Origin of the sequence: Saccharopolyspora antiqui (assembly GCF_052246905.1) — a bacterium.
Taxonomy (GTDB): Bacteria; Actinomycetota; Actinomycetes; order Mycobacteriales; family Pseudonocardiaceae; genus Saccharopolyspora.
The window spans coordinates 1-26,332 of the sequence record NZ_JBQQBO010000030.1 but is presented as its reverse complement, the minus strand read 5'-3'; the positions used below and the strand labels follow the sequence as shown (position 1 = coordinate 26,332).

At 69.6% G+C, this 26,332-nt stretch carries 24 protein-coding genes and 1 pseudogene; 14 read left to right on the top strand and 11 right to left on the bottom strand.

Translation table 11 applies throughout. The annotated features are described in order from the left end of the window. Positions 1 to 16 precede the first annotated feature (16 nt). Positions 17 to 1,129, bottom strand: coding sequence for an NAD(P)/FAD-dependent oxidoreductase (locus ACTWQN_RS32840; protein WP_443207524.1), 1,113 nt, complete (start codon positions 1,127 to 1,129; stop codon positions 17 to 19). Between the two features lie 437 nt (positions 1,130 to 1,566). Between ACTWQN_RS32840 and pqqC the strand changes: the two genes are divergently transcribed. The 4 genes from pqqC to ligD all read left to right on the top strand — a co-directional run bounded on the left by pqqC (position 1,567) and on the right by ligD (position 6,118). Next, on the top strand, positions 1,567 to 2,262 hold the full coding sequence (pqqC, locus tag ACTWQN_RS32835) for a pyrroloquinoline-quinone synthase PqqC (protein WP_443207523.1): 696 nt from the start codon (positions 1,567 to 1,569) through the stop codon (positions 2,260 to 2,262). Beyond that, positions 2,259 to 3,617 carry a pyrroloquinoline quinone biosynthesis protein PqqE gene (gene pqqE / locus ACTWQN_RS32830; protein WP_443207522.1) on the top strand — a complete coding sequence of 453 codons (1,359 nt, stop codon included), beginning with the start codon at positions 2,259 to 2,261 and terminating at the stop codon, positions 3,615 to 3,617. Before pqqC ends, pqqE begins: the two co-directional genes overlap by 4 nt. Next, positions 3,617 to 4,492 carry a pyrroloquinoline quinone biosynthesis protein PqqB gene (pqqB, locus tag ACTWQN_RS32825; protein WP_443207521.1) on the top strand — a complete coding sequence of 292 codons (876 nt, stop codon included), beginning with the start codon at positions 3,617 to 3,619 and terminating at the stop codon, positions 4,490 to 4,492. Before pqqE ends, pqqB begins: the two co-directional genes overlap by 1 nt. A gap of 78 nt (positions 4,493 to 4,570) precedes the next feature. Beyond that, positions 4,571 to 6,118, top strand: coding sequence for a non-homologous end-joining DNA ligase (ligD, locus tag ACTWQN_RS32820; RefSeq protein ID WP_443207587.1), 1,548 nt, complete (start codon positions 4,571 to 4,573; stop codon positions 6,116 to 6,118). Between the two features lie 308 nt (positions 6,119 to 6,426). Here the strand turns inward: ligD and ACTWQN_RS32815 are convergent, their stop codons facing one another. Continuing rightward, positions 6,427 to 7,575, bottom strand: coding sequence for an MFS transporter (locus ACTWQN_RS32815; RefSeq protein ID WP_443207586.1), 1,149 nt, complete (start codon positions 7,573 to 7,575; stop codon positions 6,427 to 6,429). A 79-nt stretch (positions 7,576 to 7,654) separates the two neighbouring features. Between ACTWQN_RS32815 and ACTWQN_RS32810 the strand changes: the two genes are divergently transcribed. After that, positions 7,655 to 8,398: an AraC family transcriptional regulator gene (locus ACTWQN_RS32810; RefSeq protein WP_443207520.1), complete on the top strand. Its 744-nt coding sequence runs from the start codon at positions 7,655 to 7,657 to the stop codon at positions 8,396 to 8,398. A gap of 1 nt (position 8,399) precedes the next feature. Here ACTWQN_RS32810 and ACTWQN_RS32805 read toward each other — a convergent pair whose 3' ends face one another. Next, complete coding sequence (locus ACTWQN_RS32805; protein WP_443207519.1) at positions 8,400 to 9,644, bottom strand: FAD-dependent oxidoreductase; 1,245 nt, start codon at positions 9,642 to 9,644, stop codon at positions 8,400 to 8,402. 17 nt (positions 9,645 to 9,661) lie between these two features. After that, positions 9,662 to 10,909, bottom strand: coding sequence for an MFS transporter (locus ACTWQN_RS32800; protein ID WP_443207518.1), 1,248 nt, complete (start codon positions 10,907 to 10,909; stop codon positions 9,662 to 9,664). Positions 10,910 to 11,124: 215 nt separating this feature from the next. Here ACTWQN_RS32800 and ACTWQN_RS32795 point away from each other — a divergent pair, with 215 nt between their 5' ends. Both ACTWQN_RS32795 and ACTWQN_RS32790 read left to right on the top strand, forming a co-directional pair. Beyond that, on the top strand, positions 11,125 to 12,015 hold the full coding sequence (locus tag ACTWQN_RS32795; protein ID WP_443207517.1) for a LysR family transcriptional regulator: 891 nt from the start codon (positions 11,125 to 11,127) through the stop codon (positions 12,013 to 12,015). Between the two features lie 42 nt (positions 12,016 to 12,057). Next, positions 12,058 to 13,242 carry an esterase-like activity of phytase family protein gene (locus tag ACTWQN_RS32790; protein ID WP_443207516.1) on the top strand — a complete coding sequence of 395 codons (1,185 nt, stop codon included), beginning with the start codon at positions 12,058 to 12,060 and terminating at the stop codon, positions 13,240 to 13,242. A 40-nt stretch (positions 13,243 to 13,282) separates the two neighbouring features. Here ACTWQN_RS32790 and ACTWQN_RS32785 read toward each other — a convergent pair whose 3' ends face one another. Further along, complete coding sequence (locus tag ACTWQN_RS32785; RefSeq protein ID WP_443207515.1) at positions 13,283 to 14,026, bottom strand: dienelactone hydrolase family protein; 744 nt, start codon at positions 14,024 to 14,026, stop codon at positions 13,283 to 13,285. A gap of 148 nt (positions 14,027 to 14,174) precedes the next feature. Between ACTWQN_RS32785 and ACTWQN_RS32780 the strand changes: the two genes are divergently transcribed. Further along, complete coding sequence (locus tag ACTWQN_RS32780; protein WP_443207514.1) at positions 14,175 to 14,648, top strand: GbsR/MarR family transcriptional regulator; 474 nt, start codon at positions 14,175 to 14,177, stop codon at positions 14,646 to 14,648. After that, a complete protein-coding gene (locus ACTWQN_RS32775) occupies positions 14,645 to 15,472 on the top strand; it encodes a class I SAM-dependent methyltransferase (RefSeq protein WP_443207513.1) in 828 nt (275 codons plus the stop codon). Before ACTWQN_RS32780 ends, ACTWQN_RS32775 begins: the two co-directional genes overlap by 4 nt. Positions 15,473 to 15,475: 3 nt before the next feature. Here ACTWQN_RS32775 and ACTWQN_RS32770 read toward each other — a convergent pair whose 3' ends face one another. Continuing rightward, positions 15,476 to 16,474 (bottom strand): LacI family DNA-binding transcriptional regulator, encoded by a 999-nt coding sequence (locus tag ACTWQN_RS32770; protein ID WP_443207512.1) that lies wholly within the window; start codon positions 16,472 to 16,474, stop codon positions 15,476 to 15,478. A 114-nt stretch (positions 16,475 to 16,588) separates the two neighbouring features. On the opposite strand from ACTWQN_RS32770, the gene hisD reads away from it, so the two are divergent. Then, positions 16,589 to 17,911 (top strand): histidinol dehydrogenase, encoded by a 1,323-nt coding sequence (gene hisD, locus ACTWQN_RS32765; protein ID WP_443207511.1) that lies wholly within the window; start codon positions 16,589 to 16,591, stop codon positions 17,909 to 17,911. A gap of 113 nt (positions 17,912 to 18,024) precedes the next feature. Further along, a pseudogene (locus ACTWQN_RS32760) lies at positions 18,025 to 18,201 on the top strand (MFS transporter); the annotation flags it as partial. 211 nt (positions 18,202 to 18,412) lie between these two features. On the opposite strand, the gene ACTWQN_RS32755 reads toward ACTWQN_RS32760, so the two are convergent. Next, a complete protein-coding gene (locus ACTWQN_RS32755) occupies positions 18,413 to 19,714 on the bottom strand; it encodes an MFS transporter (protein WP_443207510.1) in 1,302 nt (433 codons plus the stop codon). A 204-nt stretch (positions 19,715 to 19,918) separates the two neighbouring features. On the opposite strand from ACTWQN_RS32755, the gene ACTWQN_RS32750 reads away from it, so the two are divergent. Beyond that, on the top strand, positions 19,919 to 20,692 hold the full coding sequence (locus ACTWQN_RS32750) for an IclR family transcriptional regulator (RefSeq protein ID WP_443207509.1): 774 nt from the start codon (positions 19,919 to 19,921) through the stop codon (positions 20,690 to 20,692). Between the two features lie 158 nt (positions 20,693 to 20,850). Continuing rightward, positions 20,851 to 21,000: a hypothetical protein gene (locus ACTWQN_RS32745; protein ID WP_443207508.1), complete on the top strand. Its 150-nt coding sequence runs from the start codon at positions 20,851 to 20,853 to the stop codon at positions 20,998 to 21,000. Between the two features lie 119 nt (positions 21,001 to 21,119). On the opposite strand, the gene ACTWQN_RS32740 is transcribed toward ACTWQN_RS32745, so the two are convergent. Further along, entirely contained in the window at positions 21,120 to 22,139 is a 1,020-nt protein-coding gene (locus tag ACTWQN_RS32740) for a hypothetical protein (protein ID WP_443207507.1), read from the bottom strand. A gap of 392 nt (positions 22,140 to 22,531) precedes the next feature. On the opposite strand from ACTWQN_RS32740, the gene ACTWQN_RS32735 reads away from it, so the two are divergent. Further along, on the top strand, positions 22,532 to 22,975 hold the full coding sequence (locus ACTWQN_RS32735; protein WP_443207506.1) for a hypothetical protein: 444 nt from the start codon (positions 22,532 to 22,534) through the stop codon (positions 22,973 to 22,975). 143 nt (positions 22,976 to 23,118) lie between these two features. Here the strand turns inward: ACTWQN_RS32735 and ACTWQN_RS32730 are convergent, their stop codons facing one another. The 3 genes from ACTWQN_RS32730 to ACTWQN_RS32720 form a co-directional block, all read right to left on the bottom strand. Next, positions 23,119 to 23,784 (bottom strand): response regulator, encoded by a 666-nt coding sequence (locus tag ACTWQN_RS32730; RefSeq protein WP_443207505.1) that lies wholly within the window; start codon positions 23,782 to 23,784, stop codon positions 23,119 to 23,121. After that, a complete protein-coding gene (locus ACTWQN_RS32725; RefSeq protein ID WP_443207504.1) occupies positions 23,760 to 24,968 on the bottom strand; it encodes a sensor histidine kinase in 1,209 nt (402 codons plus the stop codon). Before ACTWQN_RS32725 ends, ACTWQN_RS32730 begins: the two co-directional genes overlap by 25 nt. Positions 24,969 to 25,080: 112 nt before the next feature. Continuing rightward, positions 25,081 to 26,295 carry an SfnB family sulfur acquisition oxidoreductase gene (locus ACTWQN_RS32720; RefSeq protein ID WP_443207503.1) on the bottom strand — a complete coding sequence of 405 codons (1,215 nt, stop codon included), beginning with the start codon at positions 26,293 to 26,295 and terminating at the stop codon, positions 25,081 to 25,083. Between the last annotated feature and the right edge of the window lie 37 nt (positions 26,296 to 26,332).

Genomic DNA, 26,332 nt, shown 5'->3' with positions numbered 1-26,332 from the left:
GGTTGGTGGCGCGCCGCTAGAAGGACGTCGGGATGACCGGGTGGCGTTCGAAGATCACCGTGCCGCGCACGATGGCCTCCTTGTACAACGCCGCCTTCCGGCCGGTGAGCACCGCTTCGCGCGGGCTGTCGTCGGCGTGCACGAACTGGATCAGCCCGTCGCGCCTGCCCAGGCTGATGCACTGGTTGAAGTAGCGGAACCGCAACGGCCGAGTCTCGCGCCCGGCCAACTGGTCGGCGAGCGCGCGGACGGCGTGTTGCGCGGACGGCAATCCCGTCGCGCAGGCCATCCGCAGTTCTTGCCCGGTCCGCATGCGCACCGCTGCCGCATCGCCCACGCCGGTGACCTCCGGGTGCGAGGTCGAGCGCAGCATCTCGTCGACGGTCAACCGACCGTGGTCGTCGACGGCGAAACCGGCTTCCCCGGCCAGTTCCGGCACCTTGAAACCGGCCGTCCACACCACGGTGTCGGCGGCCACGTGCTCGCCGTCGGCCAGCAGCAGGCCGTCGGCCCGGACCTCCGAAACCTTGGCGTGCGCCCGGACCTCGACGCCGAGCCGGTCGAAGGTGCGCCGCAGGTAGTCCTGGCCGCGCTCGGAGAGCGCCGCACCGAGCGCTCCCCCGGTCACGAAGCGCACCTTCAAACCCGGGTGCGCCTCGGCCAGCTCGGCGGCGGCCTCGATACCCGTCAGCCCACCACCGACCACGGCGAGCACATCGCTGTCCGCGATGCGCTCCCGCAGCCGCAACGCCTGGTCACCGGTGGCCACCGTGTAAGCGTGCTCGGCGACACCGGGCACCGAATCCATGTCGGCGGCGCTGCCCAGGGCGTAGACCAGCCGGTCGTAACGCACGACCTGGGACGTGTTCGCCAGCCGCAGGACCCGCTGCGCGGCATCGATCTCGGTCACCCGATCAACGATGAGGTCAACACCGGAGCCCGCGAGCAGATCCACCAGCGGCAGGTCGCGCAGCCGCTGGCCGACGGCCAGCTGGTGCAGCCGAACCCGCTCGACGAACCGATCACCAGCGTTGATCAGCGTCACCTGGGCATCCGTCCACTTCGCCGCCAGCTTCGCCGCGGCGAGCCCGGAATAGCCAGCTCCAACGACCACAATCCGAAGCGCCATCGTCCCGTCCTCTCAGCTCCGCGCGGAAGTGCGCGAAGGTGGAACGGGACAGCCCGTGGAAGCGTGACACGCTGTGACGCGGGTCATAGCGCCGTCCCCGGTGCGGCTGGCGGTCCGCTGAACGGGAAAGCCGCGCAATGGCCCGGAAATCCGCCAAGCGGCCGATCGGGGAATTGACGAACGGGAACCGATCTGGCTGATCGGGCGCATCGATTGCTTCGGTCGTGTTGATTGCGGGGCGAAATCTTGATCCGGCTGGCGCGCGGCGAGTAGCGTCCGAATTCCTCGGTCTTCGCCGTTTTTCGAACTGGAGGTCGTCAGATGCCTGCTCCTTCAGAAACCACCCCCGCCCCGGCACCCCAGACCTGGACTGCGCCGCAGGTCGAGCACTACGAGACGCGGCCGGAGGTGACCGCCTACGCTGGTGACGGCAGCCGGTGAACAAGCCGCTGACCAAGCCGGAATTCCAGGAATCCCTACAACGGTTGGCGCCGCGCTACTGGGCGCACCACCCGTTTCACAAGCGGCTGCACGACGGCGGTTGCACCCCACCGGAAGTGCGGCTGTGGGTCGCCAACCGCTGGTACTACCAACGGAATCTGTCGCAGAAGAACGCCGCGATCGTGGCGAACTGCCCGCTGCCGGAGGTGCGGCGGATCTGGGTCGAGCGCATCGGCTTCCAGGACGGCCCCACCGACACCGAAGGTGGCCTGCACGACTGGCTGGTGCTCTCCGAAGCGGTGGGCCTGCACCAGGCCGAGGTCCTGGACGAACGTCACGTGCTGCCCGGCGTGCGGTTCGCCGTTGACGCGTACGTGGACTTCTGCCGCCGCAAACCGTGGATCGAGAGCGTGGCCGCCGCGCTCACCGAGATGTTCTCGCCCGATCACATGTCCGACCGGGTGTCGGCCTGGCGACGCCACTACGACTGGATCAAACCCGATGGCCTGGCCTACTTCGAACGTCGCATCCCGGCGGCCCGTGCCGACAGCACGGTGACCATGCAGGTCGTGCTCGACCACTGCGAGACGCGCGACCAGCAGGACGCGGCGGTTCGGGCCCTGTCGTTCAAATGCGATGTGCTGTGGGCGATGCTGGACGCCATCGACTACAGAGGACAGTCATGCGGATGACCGCCGACAGCCGCCCCGGGCTGCGGCGCGGGGTTCGGCTGGTGCACGACCGGGTCCGCGCCAAGCACGCCTTGCTGTTCCCGGAAGGCGTCCTGCTGCTCAACGACACGGCAGCGGACGTCGTCCGGCGCTGCGACACCAGGCGCACGGTGGCCGACATCGTCGACGACCTGGCGGCGGCGTACCAGGGCGTGACCGTCGAATCCGTGCTCGGCCTGCTCCACGACCTGGCCTCCCGCCGGGTGCTGGGCGACTGCGCGGCCGATGCGGTCGACTCGGGTCCGGACGACCAAGATCCGCGATCCGGGCTGCCCCTCGGCCTGCTGGCCGAGCTGACCTACCGGTGTCCGCTGCAGTGCACGTACTGCTCGAACCCGTTGAACCTGGCCGATTACCGGGACGAACTGACCACCGAAGCGTGGTTGCGCGTCATCGAGCAGGCGCGCGCGATCGGCGTGCTGCAGCTGCACCTGTCCGGCGGTGAACCGGCGCTGCGCCGCGACCTCGTCACCCTGGTCGCGGCGGCCCGCCGACTCGGCCTCTACACGAACCTGGTCACCAGCGGCTTTTCGCTGCCGAGAACGAGGTTGGCCGAACTCGCCGCGGCGGGCCTGGACCACGTCCAGCTGTCGGTGCAGGACTCGGCGGCGATGTCGGCGGACGCCATCGCCGGGCGTCGCGCGCACGCCCGCAAGATGGCGGTCGCGCAGGACATCACCGAAACGGGTCTGCCGATGACCGTCAACGCGGTGCTGCACCGCGGGAACATCGGCTCGCTGACCGACATCGTCGAGCTCGCGGTGCGGCTCGGCGCGGAACGCGTAGAGCTGGCCAACACCCAGTTCTACGGCTGGGCCCTGCGCAATCGCGCCGCGCTGATGCCCAGCCAAGCGCAGGTGCAGCGCGCGGACGAGGACGCGGCACTGGCCCGCGAGCGCTACGGCGACCAGCTGGAGATCGTGTACGTGACCGCGGACTACTTCGAACCGCGCCCCAAACCGTGCAACTACGGTTGGGGCAACCGCCAGCTGACCGTGGCGCCCAACGGTGACGTGCTGCCCTGCTTGGCCGCCGGGCAGCTGCCCGGTCTGGATGTTCCGTCGGTGCACGACGCGTCGCTGGATGCGATCTGGTTCGACTCGACAGCGTTCAACCGCTTCCGCGGCACCGAGTGGATGCCGGATCCCTGCCGCAGCTGCGCGCTGAAGGAAGTCGACTTCGGCGGTTGCCGGTGCCAGGCTTACCAGCTGGTCGGCGACGCGGCGGTCACCGACCCGGCCTGCGCGCTGTCCGACCACCACGATCTCATCCGCACCGAGTTCGCACCGCAGCCCGCCGTTCCGAGGCGGATGTGATGCGGGTACGCGTCCTGGGAACCGCTGCCGGTGGTGGCCTGCCGCAGTGGAACTGCGGCTGCGAAAGCTGTTGCCGGGCGGCGGAACTCGGCACCCAGCGCACCCAGGACTGCCTGGCGATCAGCGGCGACGGGACGTCGTGGTACCTGGTGAACGCCTCGCCGGACCTGCGGACCCAACTGCTTGCGACGCCCGAGCTGCGGCCCGAACCGGGCACCCGGCGCACCCCCGTCGAAGGCGTCCTGCTGACCAGCGCGGAGCTGGACCACACGCTGGGCCTGGTGACCCTGCGGGAGGCCGGGCGACTCACGATCCACGCCACCGCGGCCGTCCACCGGGCACTGCGCCAGGCGTTCCCGATCACCGAGGTCATCGGCAACTACACCACCGTCCGATCGGAAGAGATCGCAGGCGGCCAGGTGCTCGCGGGCGGCATCGCGGTCGAACTCGTCGGGGTCGGCGACAAACGCCCCCGCTACGCGAGCGGCCTGCCCGGAGCGGATTGGGTTGTCGCCTACCGGTTCACGGATGCGGCCTCCGGGCGCAGCCTGGTGTACGCGCCGTGCCTGCCCGCCTGGAACGAGGCGTTCGAGCGGATCATCGACGGCGCCGACATCGTCCTGCTGGACGGCACCTTCCACACCGAAGACGAGCTCACCCGCAGCTCCGGCAGCGATCGCCCGGCGCGCAGCATGGGCCACCTGCCGATCCGCGCGGCCCTGCCGGAGATCGCCCGCCACCCGGGGACGCGGTTCCTGTTCACCCACCTCAACAACACCAACCCGCTGGCCCATCCCGACGCGCCGGAACACGCCGAGTTGCGGGCCGCCGGTGCCGCGATCGCCGAGGAGCGCCAACTGCTCGTCCTGGAGTGACGCCTTCGATTTTTGCTGCTGGGCGGAATCGGGTATGGGGAAGACGTGAACGACGACCGCCTGGCGAAGTACCGGGAGATGCGCGACTTCAGCCGCACCGCCGAGCCCAGCGGCGACGCCGCGATCGGCGCGGTCGGCAACCGGTTCGTCGTGCAACGCCACCGGGCTCGGCGCCGCCACTACGACCTGCGCCTGGAGCTGGCCGGTGTGCTGGTGAGCTGGGCCGTGCCCAAGGGGCCGACGCTGGATCCCGGCGCGCGGCGGATGGCCGTGCACGTCGAGGACCACCCCCTGGAGTACGCCGACTTCGAGGGCACCATCCCGGCCGGTGAATACGGCGGAGGCGACGTCATCGTCTGGGACCGGGGCACCTGGGATCCGGTGGACACCGACGACCCGGCCGCCGCGATCGAGGCCGGAACGCTGCACTTCGACCTGCACGGCGAGAAGCTGGCGGGCCGGTTCGTGCTGGTGCGACGCGGCGAACGGCAGTGGTTGCTGCTGCACAAGAAGGACGAGCACGCCGTGCCCGGCTGGGATCCCGAAGACCACCTCCAGTCGGTGCGCAGCGGCCGCACCAACGAGGAGGTCGCCGCCGCGCCGGAAGCGATGTGGCGCAGCGACCTCCCGCCCGCGGAGGCGGAAATCCCGTTGGGCGCCAACAAGTCCCGCCACTGGGATCCGCCGACCGAGGAGGAGTTGGCGGCGCTGGACCGGCTCGGGCAGAAGGGCCGCTGGCGGTTGGACGGTCGGGATCTCGCGCTGACCAACCTCGACAAGGTCCTGTTCCCGGCCCGCGACGGCGAACCGCCGGTGACCAAACGCGATCTCATCCGCTACCACGCGCAGATCGCGCCGGTGATGCTGCGCTACCTCGCCGACCGGCCGCTGAACTCGCACCGCTTCCCGAACGGGGTGGAAAAGCCCGGCTTCTGGCACAAGGAGGTCCCGAGCCACGCCCCCGACTGGCTGCGGCGGTGGCGCTACGCGTTCGCCGAATCGGGCGACACGCAGTGGTACCTCATCCCCGGCAGCGTCGCCGCGCTGGCCTGGCTGGCCAACTACGCGGCGCTGGAGCTGCACGCGTGGACCTCGCGCGCATCCGACGTCGAGCACCCGACCTGGGCGCTGTTCGACATCGACCCCGGCACCAACACGACGTTCGACGAGGTGCTCGTCCTGGCGCGCCTGCACCGGACCGCGATGGAGCACCTCGGCGTCGAGTCGCGCCCGAAGGTCACCGGGCAGCGCGGCATCCAGATCTGGGTGCCGGTCGAACCGCGCTACACCTACGCCGAAACGCGCGCCTGGGTGGAGAAGGTGTCCAAGGCCGTCGGCAGCACCGTTCCCGAGCTGGTCAGCTGGGCGTGGACGCGGACCGAGCGGCGCGGGCTGGCCCGCCTGGACTACACCCAGAACGTGATCAACAAGACCCTGGTCGCCCCCTACAGCACCCGTCCCCGCCCCGGCGCCCCGGTGTCGGTCCCGCTGGAGTGGGACGAACTCGACGACCCCGACCTGGCTCCGGACCGCTGGACGATCCGCACCGTCCTCGACCGCCTGGCCACGGCAGGCGACCCCTTCGCCTCCCTCCTCGACGTCGAACAACAACTGCCACCGGTGTGAGCGGCAGGCCTGGCGATTTCGCGCGAAATCGATGTTTCCCATGGGGAGCCGGGGGCGATTTCGCGCGAAATCGCGCGCCCGAGCCCCCGCGCGGCCGTCTCGGAGGCGAGGCCTGGGGCCATTAATTTCGATCAAAACTGAAGCAATTGTCCATATTGACCATGTTGTGCGCCGAGCATGGCGGCTCTGGAATCCAGAGCGTCGGGTCCCGTCAGGTTGGTGGCCAGCCCCGCCCTACCGGCTCATCGCACCGGCGCGACACGCCGGAGGCTCGCCTCGCGGTCGAGCCGCAGGTCCTCGAAGGACGTTCAGCTGCTGCCGGTGGTCGCCGCTGCTTCCAGGGCTGTTGGTTCGGAGAGGGTTCGGGCGAGCAGCCAGGAGAGAACGGGGAATACCAGGAGGATTGTCAGCGCCGTTCGCAGGGATGTTGCTTCTGCGACCGCGCCGAGCAGGGGTGCGGCCACGCCGCCGACGCTGACCGCCAGGCCGAGGGTTACACCGCTGGCGGTGCCGATGCGGTTCGGCAAGTAGTCCTGGCCGAGCGTGACGTGCAGGGAGAACGGGATGTAGAGCAGGACGGCGGTCAGCGCCACGAAGACGTACACGGTCGGTCCGGGCGCGTAGACCACCCCGACGACTGCCGGGACGGACGCCGCGTAGGCGAACCGGAGGGTCCGGATCCGACCCCAGGTCGACGCCAGCCTGCCGCCGAGCAGGGTGCCTGCCGCGCCGCCCGCGAACAGCACGAACAACGCGGCCGCTCCGGCGGTTTCGCCGCCGTGCACCCGCTGCTGCGCCCACAGCGCGACGAACGTGCTCAGTCCGATGTAGACGATCGAGCGGGCCACGACGATCGCGGTCAGGCGCATGAACACCGGCCACTGGTCACGCCCTCGGGCCGCCTTCAAGCCACCAGAGGTGCCCGCGGAGCCGGTCAGCGAACGGAGCACCGCCGTGGTCAACAAGCCGCCGAGCAGCGCCGGAACGAGCAGCCACGGCGAGGCGGACAGGCCGCCCGCCGACAGGATCGGGGTCACCACGATCGGCGCGAGCGCGAACCCGATGTTGCCGCCGAGGGAGAACCAGCTCATCGCCAGGTGGCTGCCGCCGGATGCGGCGCGGGCGAGTCTGGCCGCCTCCGGGTGATAGGCGGCCACCCCGAGACCGGACAACGCGACCGCCAGCCAGGTCAGCAGGTAGGAGTCGCCGACCCCGCACAGCGCCACGCCGAGCCCGGCGGTCGTCATGCTCACCGGGATCAGCCACGGCATCCGGACGCGGTCGGTCAGCGTGCCGAACATCGGCTGCACGATCGACGACAACAACGTCGCCGCCAGCACGATCCCGGACACCGCCACGTAGCCGTACTGCCGCTCCAGCACCAGGAACGGGACCACGGCGGGCACCGCGCCCTGGTAGATGTCCACACCCGCGTGCCCGGCGGCCAGCAGGCCCATCGACCGAACCCCGTCTCGTTTCACACCTGCGATCCTCGGGCAGACGACGGGTGTCCCGCTTTCGATAAACTGCCATGTTGTGTTGAAAACCCGCCACACCCCGCGAGCACCCACCGGGCTGCGGTACCTGCCGCCGGGTTCCGGCATCGACGCCCACCGGCACGACGACCACCAAATCGTCTACGCCGGGCGCGGTGTCCTGTCGGTGACCACGGATGCGGGCAGTTGGATCGCGCCGGGCACGCGCGCGGTCTGGATTCCGGCGGGCACCGTGCACGAACACCGCGCCTACGGCGAAACCGATCTGCACACGGTCGGATTGCCCACCACGGACAACCCGCTGGGGCTGAACTCGCCCGCGGTCTTCGCCGTCGGCCCGCTGCTGCGCGAGTTGATCCTCGCCTGCACCGGGGGCGAACCCTACGCCGCCGCCGAGCGCGACCGGCTGCACGCGGTGCTGCTGGACCAGCTGCGGCGGGCCCCGCAACAGCCGATCCGCCTGCCCACCCCACGGGATCCGCGGCTGGCGGCGGTCTGCGCGATCCTCGCCGATGATCCCGCCGACCAGCGGACGTTGGCCTCGCTCGGTGCGCAGGTCGGCGCGAGCGAACGCACCCTCAGCCGCCTGTTCCGGGCCGAGATGCGGATGACCTTCCCGCAGTGGCGCACGCAGCTGCGGCTCTACCACGGCCTCCGGTTGCTGGCCGGAGGTGCGGCGGTCACCACCGTCGCCCACCGGACGGGCTGGTCGTCCACCAGCGCCTTCATCGAGGTGTTCCGTCGAACCTTCGGCCACACCCCGGGCGCCCAGCGCAACAGCTGAATCACCCGGGTAATCGGGCACCCTGGCGGTTGAGTTCGGCGCGCACCGACGCGGTAGTGGGGTCACCGTCGCCAGCGGTGCGGGCCGCCGCGACCCCGGCCGCGTGCCCGGTGGCGAACGCGGTGCCCATCGCGCGCAACGACGCGCCCGCGCCCCGATCGGCGTCGACGGTTCGACCGGCGGCGAAGAGGTTCGCGGTGTTCCGGCTGTGCAGGACGCCGAGCGGAATGCCGTAGTAGCCGGGGTCTCCGATGAACTTCCACTCCGACGGGATGCCCGGACCCGGGTGGTACTCGATCGGCCAAGCGCCGATGGCGACGGCGTCGTCGACCGGGCCGGGGCTGACCACTTCCTTCTCGGTGAGCTGGTAGCGACCGACGAGGTGCCGGGACTCGCGGGTGCCCATCTCCGGCCCGGTGCTGACGATGTAGGCCCCGGCGCAACCGGACAACGACCGGATCACCCGCAGATATGCCTGCGCCTGCCGACGGGCGCCGACCTCGGCCCGGGTGGTGTCCGCGGCGCTGCGCGCGTCGTAGCCCTCGTCGGCCAGGTAGGTGATGAGATCACCGGAGATGGGCATCCGCGCGATGAGCCCGGTTTCCGCGGTCAACTCCGCGACACCTGCCTTCTTGGCCTCGCGCACCGCGGTACCGATCGCGTCCCTGGTGACCTCGGCGTTGGCCGGGATGCCGCCGAAGCGGACCCCGAGCGTGCCGTTCTGCACCCAACCGTCGTTGCCGTAGCGGACTTCCGCACCGGCGTGGTGCGCGAGATCGGCCTCGCCGGTGGCGTCCACGAAGGCCTGCGCGGTGAACTCGTGGATTCCGGAGTGGTCCGCCACGCGAACCGAGGTAACCCGGTCGCCCTCGCGTTCCGCGCCGAGCAAGTGGGTGTGCAGCAACACGTCGACTCCGGCGCTGGCGCACAGCTCGTCGCAGATCCGCTTCACGCTCTCCGGGTCGAAAACCGCCGCCACCGCGGTGAACCTGGTCGGCTCGCTGATCGCCCCCATCGCCCGGAGCCCGCTCAGCACCTCCTCGGCGACGCCGAAAACGGCCTGCCGCTTGTCGTCACGCGTGTAGAGACCGCAGTAGGTCACCACGTTCCGCAAGGTCGCCGCACCGCCCAAGCACGGGCCGCGCTCGATCAGCAGGGTGCGGGCACCGGCCCGACTCGCGCCGATCGCCGCGGCCACCCCGCCGGACCCGCCGCCCGCCACGATCACGTCGTAGTGCTGCGTCACTTCGGACCACTTCCTTATCAGGCAACGGCTTTCGCGGTATCGGTGGAGTTCGGGACGGCCTGCGGGTCGCCGTGCTCGCGCACGCCGAGCATCAGCAGCATGCCGAGCAGCGGTCCGGCCGCCAGCGTCACGAAGGCCAGGAAGAACGAGCCGGTCGACTGGAAGACGACACCGAGCACCACCGGCACGATCGTGCTGCCCAACTGCCAGAACGCGTTGGTGGCACCGGCCGCCGAACCGGCCAGCCGCACCCCGGAGAGGTTCGGGATGAGGGCGACCATCAGCGGGCTGTAGATGTAGGCGGCGATGCCGAGGAAGGGCGCGATCCACAGGAACGCGGTGAGGCTGCTCGCGGTCCCGAACAGCAGCAGGGTGGCCACGAACGCGCCGAGCACGATCATCGTGAGCACCTTGCGCTTGCCGCCGAAGACGTCGCTGACCACCCCGATGAGCGGCTTGGCCACGACGGCGGCGATGCCGAAGATGGCCACGACGACACCGGCCTGCACCGGGGAGATGTGGTTGCCCTTGATCATCAGGGCGTTGGACCAGGTGATGAAGCCGTAGGTTCCCCACAACCCGCCGAAACCCGCCAGTCCCAGCAGGAACAGGTCCCGGTTGCGCAGCAGCGGGCCCAGCTTCGGCACTTCCCGCGCCGAGCCGCTGGCGGTCTCGGTTCCGTTGCGCAGCAAGAAGAAGCACAGCACCGCGACCACCATCGACGCGATGCCGAACACGTGGTAGGAGGTGCGCCAGCCGGAGACCTCGATGAGGGTCGGCACGATCGCGTTCGCGATCACGGTGCCCAGCGAGGTGGCCGTCATGAACACGCCCATCGCGAAACCGCGGTCCTGCGCCGGGAACCACTGGCTGATCAGCTTCACCCCGGCCGAGTAGTCGCACCCGGCGAACACCCCGACGCACGCCTGGAACGTGATGCCCAGCGCCACCGAGGTCGTCTCGCCGAACAGGATCATGAAGCCGCCCGCCACGAACAGCGTGGTGGCGATGACCATCCGCCCGCCCAACCAGTCGGTGAGGAAACCGCCTCCGGCGTTGGAGATGACGTACCCGACGTAGTAGCCGGTTGCGAAGACCCCGAGCCCGGCCAGCGAGACCCCCAGGTGCTCGCCGACCGAGACCGAAGCCGGACCCCAGGTGGAGCGGTCCACCGCCGTCATGGTGAACGCGGCCCAGGACAACAGGAGCACGACCCACCGGTACGGATGGCGCACACCGGCGACGTCGGTTGGGGTTGAGCTCATCGTTGAGTGCTCGCTTTCTGCGATGCGGTTGCGACGTCTTGCCCAGGAGGCAGAGGTCCGATCGCGCCGGGGCCTTCCATCCTCACTTTCCGGTACTGAGGATTTCAGACAGGTCTTCCGGCATGGTGAAGTACACCGTCTCGGTTGTGATGCGTCCAATACCAGTTGATCAGATAGGCCATGCTCCGCAGGCATGACTACTCCGTGGAGGGCACGTGGAACTGCGCCATTTGCGGTACTTCGTCGCGGTCGCGGCAGAACGCTCGATGTCCCGCGCCGCCGAACGGCTGCACCTGACGCAACCGTCGTTGAGCAGGCAACTGCGCCAACTGGAACGCGAGGTCGGCATCGCGCTGTTCGAACGCACCCCGACCGGGACGACGCTGACCCCGGCCGGGGTGGCCCTGCACCAGCACGCGCTTCTGCTGCTGCGGCTGGCCGACGCGAGTCGCGACGCGGCGCATTCCGCGGCCGAACGCACCCGGGAGGTGGTCGACATCGGCGTACCGCCCGGCCTGGCGGCGACCTGGCTCCTCGACCTGCTGGCCGCCCTGCGCACCGAGGTCCCGCACGCGTCGGTGACGCTCACCGAGGCCAGCAGCACCGACCAACTTCGCATGGTCCGGGAGGGTCGGCTCGACCTCGGCCTGGTGCACGAGCGCCCGCAGGCGCTGCTGCGCGGGACGAGGCTGTTCGACCAGGCCTTCGGCATCGCGGTGCGCGCCGGGCACCCGCTGGCGGGCCAGCGCACCTGCCGGGTTCAGGAGCTGGACAACATGCGGATCCTGGCGCACGGCCGCGAACAGGTGCCGGTCGCCCACGACCTGCTGATCGTGGCGGCGCACGACGCGGGCGCCGTCCCGCTGTGGCGCTTCGCGCAGTTCTCCGAGCACGCGTTGGCCTGCGCCGAGGCGACCGAGGCCGATGCCGTGCTGCTCACCGAGCATTCCGCGAACCGACTGCTGCCGGGCTGGCCCTGGCTGTCGCTGGTCGACCCGCCGCTGGAGCTGACCACCTGGGTGGTGTGGCAGCCGACCACCCGCACCGTGGTCCAGCAGGTGGCGGCGTTGATCTCGGAGCGTGCTGCGCATCGCTCGGAGGAGTGATCAAGGTGGCGTCGCCGCTGAGCTGGCGGTTGGCTTCGGATCATGCCTCTTCCAACGAAATCGGCAGTGCTCACCGCTGCCGCCGCGCTGTTGCTCGTCCCGGCCGCATTCCCCGCCGCGGCCCAGGAATCCCACTCCGCCCGACTGCTCGGCAGCTACGTCGTGCCGCACGACCTGCGGGTGGACGACACCCCGGTCGGTGGACTGTCCTCAATCGACTACGACCGCCGCAGCGGCGAATTCGCCTTCGTCAGCGACGACTGGTCCGACTACGCGCCAGCCCGCTACTACCGCGCGGCCATCGCGGTGACCGAGCGCGGCATCGAGGACGTGACCTTCACCGGGGCGCGGATCTTCCGGCGCCCGGACGGCCGCACCTATCCGACGATCGACACCTGGCGCACCGAGCAGCACCAGGTTCCCGAAGCCGCGCGCAACGCGCTGGGCACCGTGGACCCAGAGGAACTGCGGGTCGATCCGGTGTCCGGCGACGTCGCCTGGACCAACGAGGGCCAGCGCAACGTCGTCGAAAACGGTTCCGCCCAGGACACGGTGCTGCTCGACCCGGCACTGCGGATCTCCGACCCCGACGGCCGGTACCGGCGGGATCTGCCGACCGCGCCGAACGAGCGGATGACGATGGGCGGAACAGGCCCACGGGTCAACGAGACCTTCGAGGGCCTGACCTACACCGCGGACGGCAGGCTGCTGGTCTCCGCGCTGGAAGGACCATTGGAGCAGGACGGGCCATCGGCCAACGCGGAGCACGGCGCGCTCAGCCGCATCACGGTGCACGACAGGGCGGGTCAGCCGATCGCCCAGTACGCCTATCCGGTCGAGCCGTTGTTCGCGCAGCCGCAGCCGCCGAACGACTGGAACGCCAACGGAATCTCGTCGCTGCTGGCCGCCGACGAACCCGGCCGCTTCCTCGCGCTGGAGCGCGGCTACGCCAGCGGGATCGGGACGAAGGGCCGCATCTTCGAGTTCAGCACCACCGGCGCCGACGACGTCATGCACCGGCATTCGCTGGTGGGCGGTGGATTCCGCGCCGTGCACAAGGAACTGCTGGTCGACCTCGACGAGATCGGCGTGGACTACACCGACAACGTCGAGGGCATCAGCTGGGGTCCGCGACTGCCCACCGGCGAACGCGTGCTCCTGGTGGTCAGCGACAACAACTTCTCCGCCAGGCAGCAAACCCAACTGATCGCCATCGCCGTCCGCTGACGACCACGAGAACGGCCCCGCCTCCCCATCCGAGACGACGTCAACGACCGGTCTTCAGGTGTTCGTCGAAGAAGGACTCGATTCGTTGCCAGGCGTCGGCGGCGGATTCCGGGTGCGGGCCGATACCGGCGATCCGCAGGAGCGGGCGCAGGATCGCGGGGCCGTTCTCGGCATCGTTGAGGAACGAGTGGCCCGCCTCCGGGTATTCCTTGACATCGTGCGGAATCCCGGCCCGTTCGAGGGCCGCGTCGAGCTTCGCCGCAGCACCCTTCAGCGGTCGGTCGCGGCCACCGTAGCTGCCCACCACGGGGCAGGCGTCGGCGAGTGCGTGGTCGATGTCCTTGGGCAGCTGGCCGTAGTTCGCCGACGCCGCGTCGAACATGCCCCGGCCAGCGGTGACCAGCGCGAACGCACCACCCATGCAGAAGCCGATCAAGCCGACCTTCCCGGTGCAGTCCGCGTGCTCGACGAGGGTGGTGCGCGCGGCTTCGATGTCGGCGTAGGACTTTCCGCGCCCGGACAGCGCGGCGCGCATCGTCGGGACCAGGCAGCGCCGGGCACCACCGTCGGTGTAGAGGTTCGGCAGCAGCGCCAGGTAGCCCGCCTCGGCCAGTCGCTCGGTCTGCCGCAGCGCGACGTCGTCGACGCCGAACGCCTCGTGGATGACGACGACTCCCGGCCACGGACCTTCGGTGGTCGGCTTCGCGAGGTGGCCGGTCAGCTTTCGGGAGCCGCCGAGCGCGGTGCTTCGTTCGGTCAGGTCGATCGATGTGGCGGTGGGCACGGAATCCTCCGGGATCGGCGATGCGGGTCCTGATCAGCATGCCGACCCGGCGGGCCCGTTCGCTACCGGACGTGGGTTGTCCTTGCCGCGATGACCGCACCGAACGTAAAGTACGTTCAGAATCTGCTGAACGATCGAGGCGGTATTGATGTCACCGGACGAGACGGAGTTCATCGACCGGATCGGCCTGTTCATGGAGACCATCGGCGCGCCGCGAACGATGGGCCGGATCTACGGCTGGTTGATGATCTGCGATCCCCCGCAGCAGTCGCTGACCGAACTGGCCGCCGCACTGGGCGTGAGCAAGGCGTCGATCAGCACCATGATCCGCCCGATGCAGGAAGGCGGCCTGGTCGACCGGCTGCCCTCGGCGACCCGCCAGCACCTGTACCGGATCGCCGCGGGCGGATTCACCCACATCTTGCAGGTCCAGCTGGCCAGGATGGATTCCGGTGTCGAGGCGGCCGAGTTCGGCCTGTCGATGATCGGCGACGACCGCCCGGAACAACGGGAACGACTCGAAGACCTCCGCGATTTCTGCCAATTCACCGCGAAGGACGCCCGCGAAGAGTTGATGCAGCGGTGGATCGACTACCGCGCAGCCAAAAGGAGCGACCGATGACCGGCAAGGTCGATTTCACCGGCGTGCAGTCCACGATGCTCGTCACCCTCTACCTCCGGGCACTGGACGGCCGCTCGAAGAAGCCGATCCTCGGCGACCGGGCCGCCGCCGAGGCGGTGGGCCGGATCGACTACGACTGGGCGAAGGTGGCTCGGCCCGGCGTAGCGGGCAACCGGTTCGGGGTCGCGTTGCGCGCGAAGCAGCTCGACGAATGGGCCGTCGACTTCCTGCGCCGCAACCCCGAGGCGACGGTGCTGCAACTGGGCTGCGGCCTGGACAGCCGGGCGTTCCGCCTGGACCGGCCGTCCGGGGTGCGCTGGTTCGACGTCGACCTGCCCGACGTCATCGAACTGCGCCGCGAGCTCTACCCGGAACCCGAGGGTTACCGCACGATCGGCATGTCGGCGACCGATCCGGCGTGGCTGGCCGAAATCCCCACCGAGCAGCCGGTGCTGATCATCGCCGAAGGCCTGCTGATGTACCTGCCCACCCACGAGGTCGAACTCCTGCTGCGGCGGCTCACCGACCGGTTCAGCACCGGGGAACTGATCTTCGACGGGGTCGCGCCCTCGGCCGCTCGGATGACCCAGTGGTTGGCGCGGCGACTGCCCAAGAGCACGTACGGGTATCCGGCCTGGTTGACGGCGATCCGGGAGGGGCGGGACGTCGAGCGTTGGAATCCGAAGTTCCGGTTCCTGGCGGAAGTCGCCATCTTCTCGCAGTACGCGAAGATCCCGAACCCGACCGTCCGAGCGATGTACCGGCTGGTGAGCCGCTGGAACTCCATGGGGAACTGGATGCGAGTGGTCCGCGCCGAATTCTGAACGCTAAAGCGTGGTGTTGGCGGTTGATCGGCGGATTACCAATTCGCTTGGGAAGTTCTGCTGGCGGGGCGGCAGCGAGCGGTCGTCGATGCGTTCCAGGAGCAGGCGGACCGCCGCGTGGGCCATGTCGGTGATGGGTTGGCGCACGGTGGTCAGGTCGTAGGAATCCCAGGACGCCATCGCGATGTCGTCGTAACCGATCACCCACACGTCCTCCGGCACCCGACGGCCCATCGACACCGCGGCGTCGATCGCGCCGAACGCGGTCACGTCGTTGGCGCAGAAGACCGCGGTCGGCGGATCGTCGCGGGCGAGCAGTTCGCGCATCGCCGCGCGCGCCTGGTCGTGCGAGAACCCGCCCGGCGCCGTCAACTCCGCCGCCAGCGGCCGCTCCAGCTCGGCGAGCCGCTCGCGGAAGCCGCGTTCCCGATACCGGGCGGTGCTGGGCAGCTCGGGACCTCGGATGTACCCGATGCGCGGCTGACCGGCGGCCACCAGGTAGTCGGCGACGGCCCGGCCACCGGCGATGTTGTCGGTGGTGACCTGATCGCAGGGCAGCGAGTCGAGCCCCCGGTGCAGGAGCACGATCGGCTGCCCGTCCCGCAAGGCTTCCTCCAGCGGGGCCGAACTTTCGGCCACCGTGGTGAAGATCAGCCCGTCCACGGTGCCCTCGGACAGGGCGGTCAGCGCGCTGGCCTCGCCGGGATCGGTGGCGTTCCACAGGATCATCCGCTGATCGGCTTCGTCGAGCGCCCGACCGACGGCTTCCAGCAGCTGCGGGTAGAAGGGGTTGGTGATGTCGGCGACCACGACGCCGACGGTCGCGGTGCGCCTGGTGCGCATCGTCCGGGCCGCCGCGTGCGGCCGGTAACCGGCTTCCTTCATCGCCGCGAGCACGCGCTCCCGGGTCGCGGGCGCGACCTTGCTGCTGCCCTGCAGCACGCGGGAGACCGTCATCTGGGAGACACCGGCGAGTTGCGCGACGTGCCGACTGGTGACCACCGAGGAAACCTCCCACACCCTGAATCGAGGAAGCGAAACCGAGGGTTTACGTAAACACAATAGCGACCTAGGGTGCGATGTGTACGTAAACACGACGAAGGAGTCGCGCCTGCCATGACATTCGCCCTCAAGGCCCCGGCCACCACCTCCGCCGCGACCACGACCTCCCAACCCGAGGTGCAGGAGAAGGTCGCCGCGATCATCAGCGACATCCGAACCCGCGGCGACCAGGCGGTCCGCGAGTACTCCGCCCGCTTCGACCAGTGGGAGCCCCAGTGGGAGTCACAGTCATTCCGACTGTCGCCCGAGCAGATCGAGGAGATCGTCTCGCGGGTGCCGCAGCAGGTCATCGACGACATCCGGTTCGTCCAGCAGCAGGTCCGGTTCTTCGCCGAACGCCAGCTGGAGTCGATGCGCGAGTTCGAGGTCGAGACCCTGCCCGGCGTCCACCTCGGGCAGAAGCACATCCCGGTGGCCGCCGCGGGCGCCTACGTGCCCGGTGGCCGGTATCCGCTGCTGGCATCCGCGCACATGACGATCCTGACCGCGAAGACCGCCGGAGTGCCGCGCGTGGTGGCCTGCACGCCGCCGATCCGTGGCGAGGTCCCGGACGCCACCGTCGCCGCCATGCACCTCGCCGGTGCCGACGAGATCTACCTGCTCGGCGGCGTGCAGGCGGTGGTCGGCATGGCGCTGGGCACCGAGACGATGGCCCCGGTGGACATGCTCGCGGGCCCCGGCAACGCCTTCGTCGCCGAAGCCAAGCGGCAGCTCTACGGCGAGATCGGCATCGACCTGTTCGCCGGTCCCACCGAGATCCTCATCGTGGCCGACGAGACCGCCGATCCGTTCGTGGTGGCCGTCGACCTGCTCAGCCAGGCCGAGCACGGCCCCGACTCCCCCGCCGTGCTGATCACCACCTCGCGGGACCTCGGGCAGGCGGTGCTCGACCACGTCGAGCAACTGCTGCCGGGCATGCCCACCCGCGCCAACGCCGAGCCCGCCTGGCGCGAGCACGGCGAAGTGCACGTCGTCCACGATCTCGACGCCGCCTACGAACTCGCCGACACCTATGCCAGCGAGCACGTCCAGATCCTCACCGCGCAGCCGCGCGCGGCGCTGGCGAAGATGCGCAACTACGGCGCGCTGTTCCTCGGCGAAGGAACCTGCGTCTCCTACGGGGACAAGGTCATCGGCACCAACCACGTGCTGCCCACCCGCGGCGCGGCCCGCTACACGGGCGGGCTGTGGGTCGGCAAGTACCTCAAGACCGTGACCTACCAGGAGGTCACCGACACCGCCTCCAGCGCGCGACTCGGCGAGGTGTGCGGCCGGGCCGCCCGCGTTGAGCTGTTCGAGGGGCACGCCCGCTCCGGTGACGTGCGCGCCGCCAAGTACGCCGACGCTCCCCTGCCCTGGGCCGCTTCCCGCTCCTGATCCGATCGACGAGACACGCGGAGGCACCATGCCCTCGACCGAGGCGACGCGCACCGGGACCTCATCGGCTTCGGCGACGCTGACCTCCAGCACCATCGGCAGCGTCATCGAGTGGGCGCAAGGCGACGCTGGTGATGACGCTGACGCTGATGGGCGCGGCGACGACGCTGATCGGCCTGCTGCCCACCTACGGGCAGATCGGTCTCGCCGCACCAGCGCTGCTCGTGGTGCTGCGCCTGATCCAGGGCTTCGCCGTTGGCGGCGAGTGGGGCGGTGCGGTGCTGATCGCCGCGGGAGCGCTGATCGCCGCCGCGTCGATGTACTGCGCACCGGAGACCTTCCGACGCAACCTCGAAGGCAGGCCCGCCCCGGCGCCGGAGCGGACCAACGCCTGAGCGGCCGTTGTCGCTCGTGAGCGGTTGTTCCAGCGAGGACCGGCATTTTCACGCACGAGCACGAGGCGGTGCGGGGCTGAGCCGGACTCGCCCCGCACCGCTTCGGTCAGCTGCGCTGCGCGGGTTGCAGCGGCTCGGACTCCTCCTGCTCCACGTAGCCGTAGACCTCGGGGAGGATGTAGGTCGCCGCGAGGTATCCGATCAACGACAGCACCGAGACGATCAACGTGGCCAGCGGCACGCCGAGCGCGGTGAACAGGATCGGGAAGAAGAAGATGGTGATGAAGGCGGCGAGCTTGACGAAGATGTAGCCGAAGCCGGAAGCCGTTGCCTTGTAACGGCTCGGCGCCACCATCGACGAGATCGTCATGCCGTTGGACGCGGCCCAGTAGTGCCCCCACATCAGCCCCGCGGCGGCCAGCGGCACCAGCAACTTCCAGTCCAGTTGCAGGAACAGCGCGGCCAGCAGCAGCGAGACGAACGCCGTGCCGAAGCCCCATCGGGCCACCCCGCGGTGGCCCAGTCGCGGGGTCACCATGGGCGCCACGAATCCGCTGATGGTGGCGATGATGTAGATGGCGCCGGTGACGAAGTTGGTCGCGCCGATCCCCGAAACCCCGGTGAGCACCAGGATCACCGGCAGGTAGAAGGCGAAGGCGGAGAATTCGGCCCCCTGCATGCCGTTGGAGATCCAGGAGAAGATGCTGGCCCGGCGACGCACCGGGTCCCGCCAGATGCTTGAGAGGAAGTCGCGGACGCGCGGCTGCTGCATGCGGAAGTCCTGGTCCGGCAGCATTTCCAAGTCGTCGTCGAACATCTTCTTCGCGACGGACTTGGCCTGTTTGAACTTGCCGCGCTGGATGAGCCACAGCGCGGTGTCGGGCACGTCCAGCCGACCGATCAGCAGCACCAGGGCGGGCACCGCGCCCAGGCCCAGGCCGATCCGCCACAGCAGGCTGTGGTCCATCCCGGACAGGTACATCCCCGTGATCACGGCGATCGCGGCGATCTCACCGAGCCCGAACATGCCCTGCCAGCGGTTGCCCATGACCTCCCGCTTGCCCTTGGGCATCGACTCCATGATGTAGGCGTAGCCGGTGGAGATGTCGCTGCCCAGCGGCAATCCGAGCAGGAATCGGATGATGACCAGCTGCCACATGTCGGTGACGAACGACTGCGCCAGGGAGAGCACGACGAACAGGGCCATCGTCGTGATGAAGACCTTGCGGCGCCCGAACCGGTCGGCGAACCAGCCGCCGCACAGCGCACCGATCAGCGCGCCGAGCTGCACCGCGCCCGACGCGAGGCCGAGCATGGTGGCGCTGGGTTGCAGATCGCTCTTGACGAACAGCAGCAAGAACGAGATCGCGTACAGATCCCACGCCTCGATGAGGATCGTCGAGATCATCAGCCAACCGGTGCGGTTACCGGTATCGGTGCCGTGTTTGCTTAAGACATGCCTGGCCGCGCGATCGGAAAGCTGCCGTAGCTCTGCCTGACTGGTCACGGGAAACTCCTGACGTTGACCCCAACGGGCCCACGTTCCGTCTGACGGAACATCATTTTGGAAGATAGAACGGACACACGCTAAGTTGGCGTTACGGAGGTGTCAATGACCGCAACGAAGCCGTTGACCGCCAAATCGAACGACGGTTCGGGACCTCGCCGGGTACTCCGACTGATCGAGGCGCTGTGCCGATCGGACGAACCGACGCGGCTCGCGGAACTGGCCTCCGCAGCCGCGCTGTCGAAACCCACCGCGCACCGCCTGCTCAGCGTGCTCATCGCGGACGGCTGGGCGGTGGCGCACGACGGCGGTCGCTACGGCATCGGCCCCACCGCCCGCGCGGTAGCCGCCATGGTGATCAGGGCGGGCCGCGAGGACAGCGTCGAATCGGTGCTCGTCGAGTTGCAGCAGAAGATCGGGCAGACCGTGCACCTGGGCATGCGCAGCGGTGACCGGATCGTCTACACGCACAAGGTCGAGAGCAGCCAGCCGTTCGCGATGGCCTCCCGGGTCGGCACGGAACAACCGCTGCACTCCACCGGCATCGGCAAGTGCATCCTGGCCGGGCTGGACGAAGCGGCGCTGGCCGAGTTCGTCCAGCGGGCCGGACTGGAACGCCGCACCGAGCGGACGCTCACCACGCTGGACGCGCTGACCCGCGAACTGGCGACCGTGCGGGACCGGGGCTACGCGCTCGACGAAGAGGAGAACGAAGCCAACATCCGGTGCGTCGCGGCCCCAATCCGCACGGCGGACGGCCGGACCATCGGCGCGGTCAGCGTGTCGACGGTGACCTTCGTGGTGCCCCGGGACGAGCTGCTGGCGCTGCGCGATGACGTGCTGGAGACGGCCGAACGGCTTGCCGACACGCTCGCCTGACCGGCCGCTGGCGGGCGGCTGCGGACGCTCGCCGCGCCCCGATCAGTGACGTGCGTCGCAGCTTTTCCTACGGCGTCCGGGTGCACCCGGTTGGCATCCTGGTGATGTCCTGGAACCACTGGCCGGTGCACACGGCACCGGTCGACCGGAGGGAAACAGTGAGTACCGAAGTCGACCGTTCGACCAGCGACCCCGCGGGCAAGCCGCACCACGAAGCACCGGAAGGCGCCGGGGTGCACCCGCTGATCGACCTGTCCCGCGACCCGAACCCCGGCGTGCCAGACCACGCCAAACCTGACGAGGTCTGAAAGCTTCCCCGAACACCGCCGCACGGCGCCGCAACTGGCGCCCCGGATCTCCGTTCGGGTGATGAGTGAGGGGCACCCGTGACCAAGTAACTGGGTCACGGGTGCCCCTCACTCCTTTTTCACCGTCTGATGGCGCGGGACCAGGTGTTGAGGAGGCGGTTGGCTGAACCGCCGATTGGGCCGACTGCATCGGCCAGGGTCTTCTGGTCGGGTAGTTGGGCTTTGTCCACTGCGGAGAGTGCTTTTGCGGGGTCGTCGATGGTGGTGGAGCAGACTGAGAGCAGGTAGTCCGGTACGGTCAGCGCTGGGTCGGTGCAGCCGACCACGGGTGTGCCGACGGCGGCGATCAGCGGGAACACCGTGCCGGGGATTCCGATCGCGGCTTCGGCCCTGGCCGAGGCCTGTAGCGAGGGCACGTCGCTGATCTCGTAGCGGCTCCACAGCGCCGGATCTTCCCTGGGGTGCAGCCCGACCAGGATGCGCTTTCCGGCCGCCTGCAGTTGTTCCGCCGCGGCCAGCAGCAGTTCGGTTCCCGGCGCGGCGTCGCCGGTGTCGTCGTCATGGGTGACGCTGGTGAGCACCAGCACCAAGCCCGGCTCCGGGGCGCGCTGCGGCAGCGCGTCAGTTTGTGGCGAGCCGACGACCTGGATCTTGCGGTGCGTGCCGAGGTATTCGCCGAACGCGCGGGATTCCGCCGGTGACGACGAGGTGATCGCCCGCAGCCGGGGACGCACCTGCTTGGCGCGAGCGGCTTCCACCGGGTCCAGGTAGGCCAGCGAACTGGCCACCAGCGGAAGTCGGCGGAAACGTGCCGCGCAGTCCGCGGGCCAGTCCTCGGCGCCGTTGATCACCAGCAGGTCGGCGTGCCCAGCCGCATCCGGCACCGCGGTCGGCACCGGATCATCCGGGGCGATCTGGGAGAAGTCCGGGACCAGCTGGGTCAGTTGCCAGCGACGACGAGCGGCTTCGGCGAGCAGCGGCTCGACGTGGTAGGTGCCCCAGGGTTCGTTCGTGGCGATCAGCACCCGGACCTTGCGGCTGGCGGCCGCGGTGCCACCGACCGCGATGAGTCCGGCCCCGGCCAACGCGCCGCCCAGCACCGCACGCCGCGTCAACGATGCCTGATCAGCAGTGTTCATGGCCGGAACCTACGCGACCGACCCGACCGGAACGTGAACCCCCGGCGAACGAAAGCGCCGCGCGGCCATCCGGTTCCGCGGCGCCACTGCGCCGAGCACCCACCAGAACGGTCCTTCATGGACACCTCCGAGCGGACGGTGCACGTCTCCGAACGGGCAGGGCGGCCGATCGAACTCCGCCACCCACACCGGTCGCCAGCACGAGTTCGAGGCCAGGCGCTTGAAACGGGGTGCGGGCAAGGATCATGTCACCGAATCCGGACGAGCCCGACGCGGGAGATCACCGCTGATCGCAGTCCCTTTCCCGGGCCAGCAGGGCAGGGCCGGAGGAGTTGATCGCGCATCAAACGATTCGCGGGACCGGTCCCCAGGCTCTTCGTTAGCGTTGAGCCATGAATACTCGGCGGCTTTTCGCATCCGCTCTGACCGCGTTCACCGTGGCGACGGCGTTGGCCGGATGTGCTGGGAACGATGGGAACTCGTCCGAGGGCGAGGCCACCGGGTCGTCGAGCCCCACGACGACCGCGACTGCCGCACCGAGCAGCCCGCCGCCCTCGGCTTCGTTCGACGTTGCGGGTCGGCAGGTGTGCGACACGATGAAGGAGATCGAGGCACGCGGTTACCAGAGCAACCCGCAGGAGTTGGCCGACGCGGGCGAGACCGGCATGCAGTCCACGAACCCGGACATCCGCGACGAGTCGACGCTGTTGTCAGCCTTCGCGTCGGCAGCGTCGGTGTCCATCCAGACCGGCGGTGACCCGGCCCAGCACATGTCGCAGCTGGGCCAGATGGTGCTCGACCTGTCGGCGGCATGCCGAGCAGCCGGGTACATGTAATCCCGCCGTACATCGGCCAGAAGTTCGAGCATGCCGGACGCGGGTGTTGCCGTGGGGCAGTGCGCACCACCCGAGTGCTCCAAAAGCCGTCAACGGCAGCGGGTTTCGCCTTCGACGTCAACGGGATCCGGCGGCGGGCGGTGTCACGAGCGGACGGCGCGCAGCGCGAGTTGGGTTCGGTTGTCGCACCCCAACAGCGTCATGAGCCGCGAGACGTGACCTTTCACGGTGCCTTCGCTGAGGTAGAGCCGGGCCGCGATGTCGGCATTGGACATGCCCTCCGCGACCAGCGCGAGCACCTCGCGCTCCCGTTCGCCCAGCGCGTCCAGTTCGGGATCGGGCCGCTTGGGCGGCTCCGCCGGGCGGTGGTTGCGCAGTCGCTGCACCGCTTCCGGGGACAGCACCGATGCGCCGGTCGCGGCTGCCACCACCAGCGGGACGAGTCTGGCCGGAGGTGTGGTCTTGAGCAGGAAACCGGTCGCACCGGCATCCAGGGCGGCCAGCACGTGGTCATCGGTGTCGATGGTGGTCATCGCGACCACGACCGGCGGATTCGCCAGCGCGCGGATCTCGGCGGTGGCGGTAACACCGTCCACGCCGGGCATCCGCAGATCCATCAGAACCACGTCCGGACGGTGTCGGACCGCCGCTTCGACACCCGAGGCGCCATCGTGCGCCACCGCATCCACCACGATCTGTCCGCTGGTGGAGAGGATGATGCGCAGGAAATCGCAGACCATCGGTTCGTCGTCCACCACGACGACGTGCACGACTCCGTCGGTCGTCACGGCTGGTGCGTCAGCGTCCACGTGCCGTCCTGCTCATCCGCTCCGGTGCCGCCAATGGGCAAGCTTGCCCGGAGAGCGTAGCCGCCGTCGGCGGTCGGCAGGTGCTCGCAGCTCCCACCGAGCAGCGCGACCCGCCGCCGAAGGCTCTGCAGCCCCAGCCCGTTGCCGGGGCCGGAACCAGCGGCTCCTGGCCCGTTGCGCACCGATACCTCGACGGCTTCGGCCAGCGTGACGTTGACGTGCACTTCAGCGCCTGGTGCGTGCTTTCGCGCGTTGGTCAGCCCTTCACGCACCACCTGGTGCGCAGTCCGGGCGAGAGCGGGCGACAACTCCGCGACGTCGCCCGCTGTTTCGAGATGCACGACCTGCCCCGCGGCGCGCGCTTCGTCGATCAGCTCGTCCAGCGTCGGGACCGCCAGCGACGCCTGGTTCGGCGCACCCAGCAGATCCAGCAGTTGGCGCAGTTCGTTCAGCCCGTCGGTTCCCAGGTGGCTCATCTGCTCGGCCGCCTGCCGCGCATCGGCGTCGGCCGTCGTGACCGCGAGAGCATTGGCGTGCAGCACGAGCAGCGTGAGCAGGTGCCCGAGCGTGTCGTGGATCTCGGCGGCCAACTGCTGCCGCTCGCTCTCCCGTGCCTGCCGGGCCAACGCGATTCGCTCCCGAGCCAGCGCCGCAACGCGGTCGCGGCGGGCCTGGCGCAGCCGCCTGGCCAGGCTGACCGTCACGCCGCCGAGGATCGGCGCGGCCGCTTCCACCGTCGCGGCCACCACCGAACGCCCGGTGAACGCCGCATTCGTGCCTGCGGCCAGCAAGTAGACCAGCACGAGCGCGCCGGAGATCTGCAACTGGCGCGGTGTTCGGGAACCTTGTACCACCAGCGCGGTGAACCAGGTCAGCGTGAGCGCAACCCAGAGCACGGCCTGTTCGGTCAGCAGCGTGTGCCACGGCGAATCGATGAAGTACATCGGCACCGCGACGATCACCACAGCGCCCAAACCCAAGTGCGGATGCGCGGTCAGCAGCGGCAGCACCGCCGTCACGGCGAGCTGGGCCAGCAACCCGACTACCAGCGCAGGTGCGATTGCGGCGGTCGGGCCCGGGAGGACGGCGGCGCCGAAGGCCGCGCCGAGAACGGCCAGCACTGCCGCGATCAGCGGCAGCCACCGTTCGTAGCGTCGGCTGTCGGGAGCGCAGGCATCGGTCACCCGGAAATGGTAGGTCGGGTGCGACGCCAGGACACCGGGCGCGGCGCGGGCTCGGACTTCCGTCGGCCAACACCTGACTTTCGTCAGTGCTCGGGCCGCGAGCGCACGACCGTCAGATCTGGCCGTGCCGGGGTGGCAGGGTGCCGCCCAGCACGTAGCGGCCGATGTGCTGGATCTTCCACCGGACCGGGTCGTGCAGGGTGTGCGTGCGGGCGTTGCGCCAGTGCCGGTGCAGGTTGGCCTCCGCCAGGCTCGATCGGGTCCCCGAGACCTCGAACAGCGCGCTGCTGAGCTCCACCGCGACGCCGTCGGCGAACACCTTCGCGGCGGCCACCGCGATCGAAGCCGCCCCCGCTGATTCCGCTGTCAGGTCCGCGCGCGCCGCGTCGATCGCCGCGCCCGCCGAGTCCAGCAGCGCTTCCGCGGCCCGCAACCGAACCGCGAGTTCCCCGAACCGCTGGATGGTCAGCGGGTCCTCCGCCGCCGTCGACACATTGGCTTCGCCCCACGGCCGACTGCGGGTGCGCACGAACTCGACGGCGTCGGACAGCGCTCCCCCGGCGATACCGACGTCAATCGCCGCGTGCAGCGCCTGCGCGAGCGCGCCGTGCAGCTGCGGGCGGTCGAAGGTCAGGTGGTGCGGCACCACCCGATCCGCCGGAACGCGAACCTGGTCGAGCTGGACGGTCCCGCTGGCGGTGGTCCGCTGCCCCATGCCCGCCCAGTCGTCGACAACGGTCAGGCCCGGCGCGTCTCGCGGCACGTAGGCGACCTGGAGTCGGTCCCGATCGTCCTTGGCCAGCACCGGAATCCAATGCGCCAGCAGCGCACCTGTCGAATACGCCTTGGTCCCCTGCAAGATGAAGTCACCATCCACAGTGGATACCAATCGGGTCTCGATCTCCTGCACGGTCCGGCTACCGGCCTCCGACTGGGCGTTGCCGAACCGCTTGCCCGCCAGCACTTCGGCGAAGAAGAACTGGCGCTGCTGGGCGGTCCCGTTCTCCCGCAGCACGTTGATGTAGACGAAGTGGCTCTGCGGGATCTGCGCGATGTTCGGGTCGGCGGTGGCCAGCCGCCGGAAGACCTCGACCAGCGTTCGGGCCGAGACCTCGGCGCCACCGTGGCCGCGCGGCACGGTGATGCCCAGCAGTCCGCTCGCCGACAGCGCATCGAGTTCGGCGTACGGGATGCGGCGTTCGCGGTCCCGCTCGGCGGCACCGGCGGCGAACCGCTCGGCGAATCGCGCGGCCGACTCCAGTGCCTCGGCATCGTCGCGCACCAGACCTGCCGTGCTCGCCGCACCGACCGGGCGAGAAACTGCCATCAAGAGCTCCTAGCGAGTGGCACGGGTCGTGGGGGGG

Coding starts and splice junctions, on each gene's coding strand:
- ACTWQN_RS32840 (WP_443207524.1), bottom strand. CDS start 1,129: ATGGCGCTTCGGATTGTGGTCGTTGGAGCTGGCTATTCCGGGCTCGCC.
- pqqE (WP_443207522.1), top strand. CDS start 2,259: ATGACCGCCGACAGCCGCCCCGGGCTGCGGCGCGGGGTTCGGCTGGTG.
- pqqB (WP_443207521.1), top strand. CDS start 3,617: ATGCGGGTACGCGTCCTGGGAACCGCTGCCGGTGGTGGCCTGCCGCAG.
- ligD (WP_443207587.1), top strand. CDS start 4,571: ATGCGCGACTTCAGCCGCACCGCCGAGCCCAGCGGCGACGCCGCGATC.
- ACTWQN_RS32815 (WP_443207586.1), bottom strand. CDS start 7,575: ATGGGCCTGCTGGCCGCCGGGCACGCGGGTGTGGACATCTACCAGGGC.
- ACTWQN_RS32800 (WP_443207518.1), bottom strand. CDS start 10,909: ATGAGCTCAACCCCAACCGACGTCGCCGGTGTGCGCCATCCGTACCGG.
- ACTWQN_RS32790 (WP_443207516.1), top strand. CDS start 12,058: ATGCCTCTTCCAACGAAATCGGCAGTGCTCACCGCTGCCGCCGCGCTG.
- ACTWQN_RS32780 (WP_443207514.1), top strand. CDS start 14,175: ATGTCACCGGACGAGACGGAGTTCATCGACCGGATCGGCCTGTTCATG.
- ACTWQN_RS32775 (WP_443207513.1), top strand. CDS start 14,645: ATGACCGGCAAGGTCGATTTCACCGGCGTGCAGTCCACGATGCTCGTC.
- hisD (WP_443207511.1), top strand. CDS start 16,589: ATGACATTCGCCCTCAAGGCCCCGGCCACCACCTCCGCCGCGACCACG.
- ACTWQN_RS32755 (WP_443207510.1), bottom strand. CDS start 19,714: ATGATCTCGACGATCCTCATCGAGGCGTGGGATCTGTACGCGATCTCG.
- ACTWQN_RS32750 (WP_443207509.1), top strand. CDS start 19,919: ATGACCGCAACGAAGCCGTTGACCGCCAAATCGAACGACGGTTCGGGA.
- ACTWQN_RS32740 (WP_443207507.1), bottom strand. CDS start 22,139: ATGAACACTGCTGATCAGGCATCGTTGACGCGGCGTGCGGTGCTGGGC.
- ACTWQN_RS32735 (WP_443207506.1), top strand. CDS start 22,532: ATGAATACTCGGCGGCTTTTCGCATCCGCTCTGACCGCGTTCACCGTG.
- ACTWQN_RS32720 (WP_443207503.1), bottom strand. CDS start 26,295: ATGGCAGTTTCTCGCCCGGTCGGTGCGGCGAGCACGGCAGGTCTGGTG.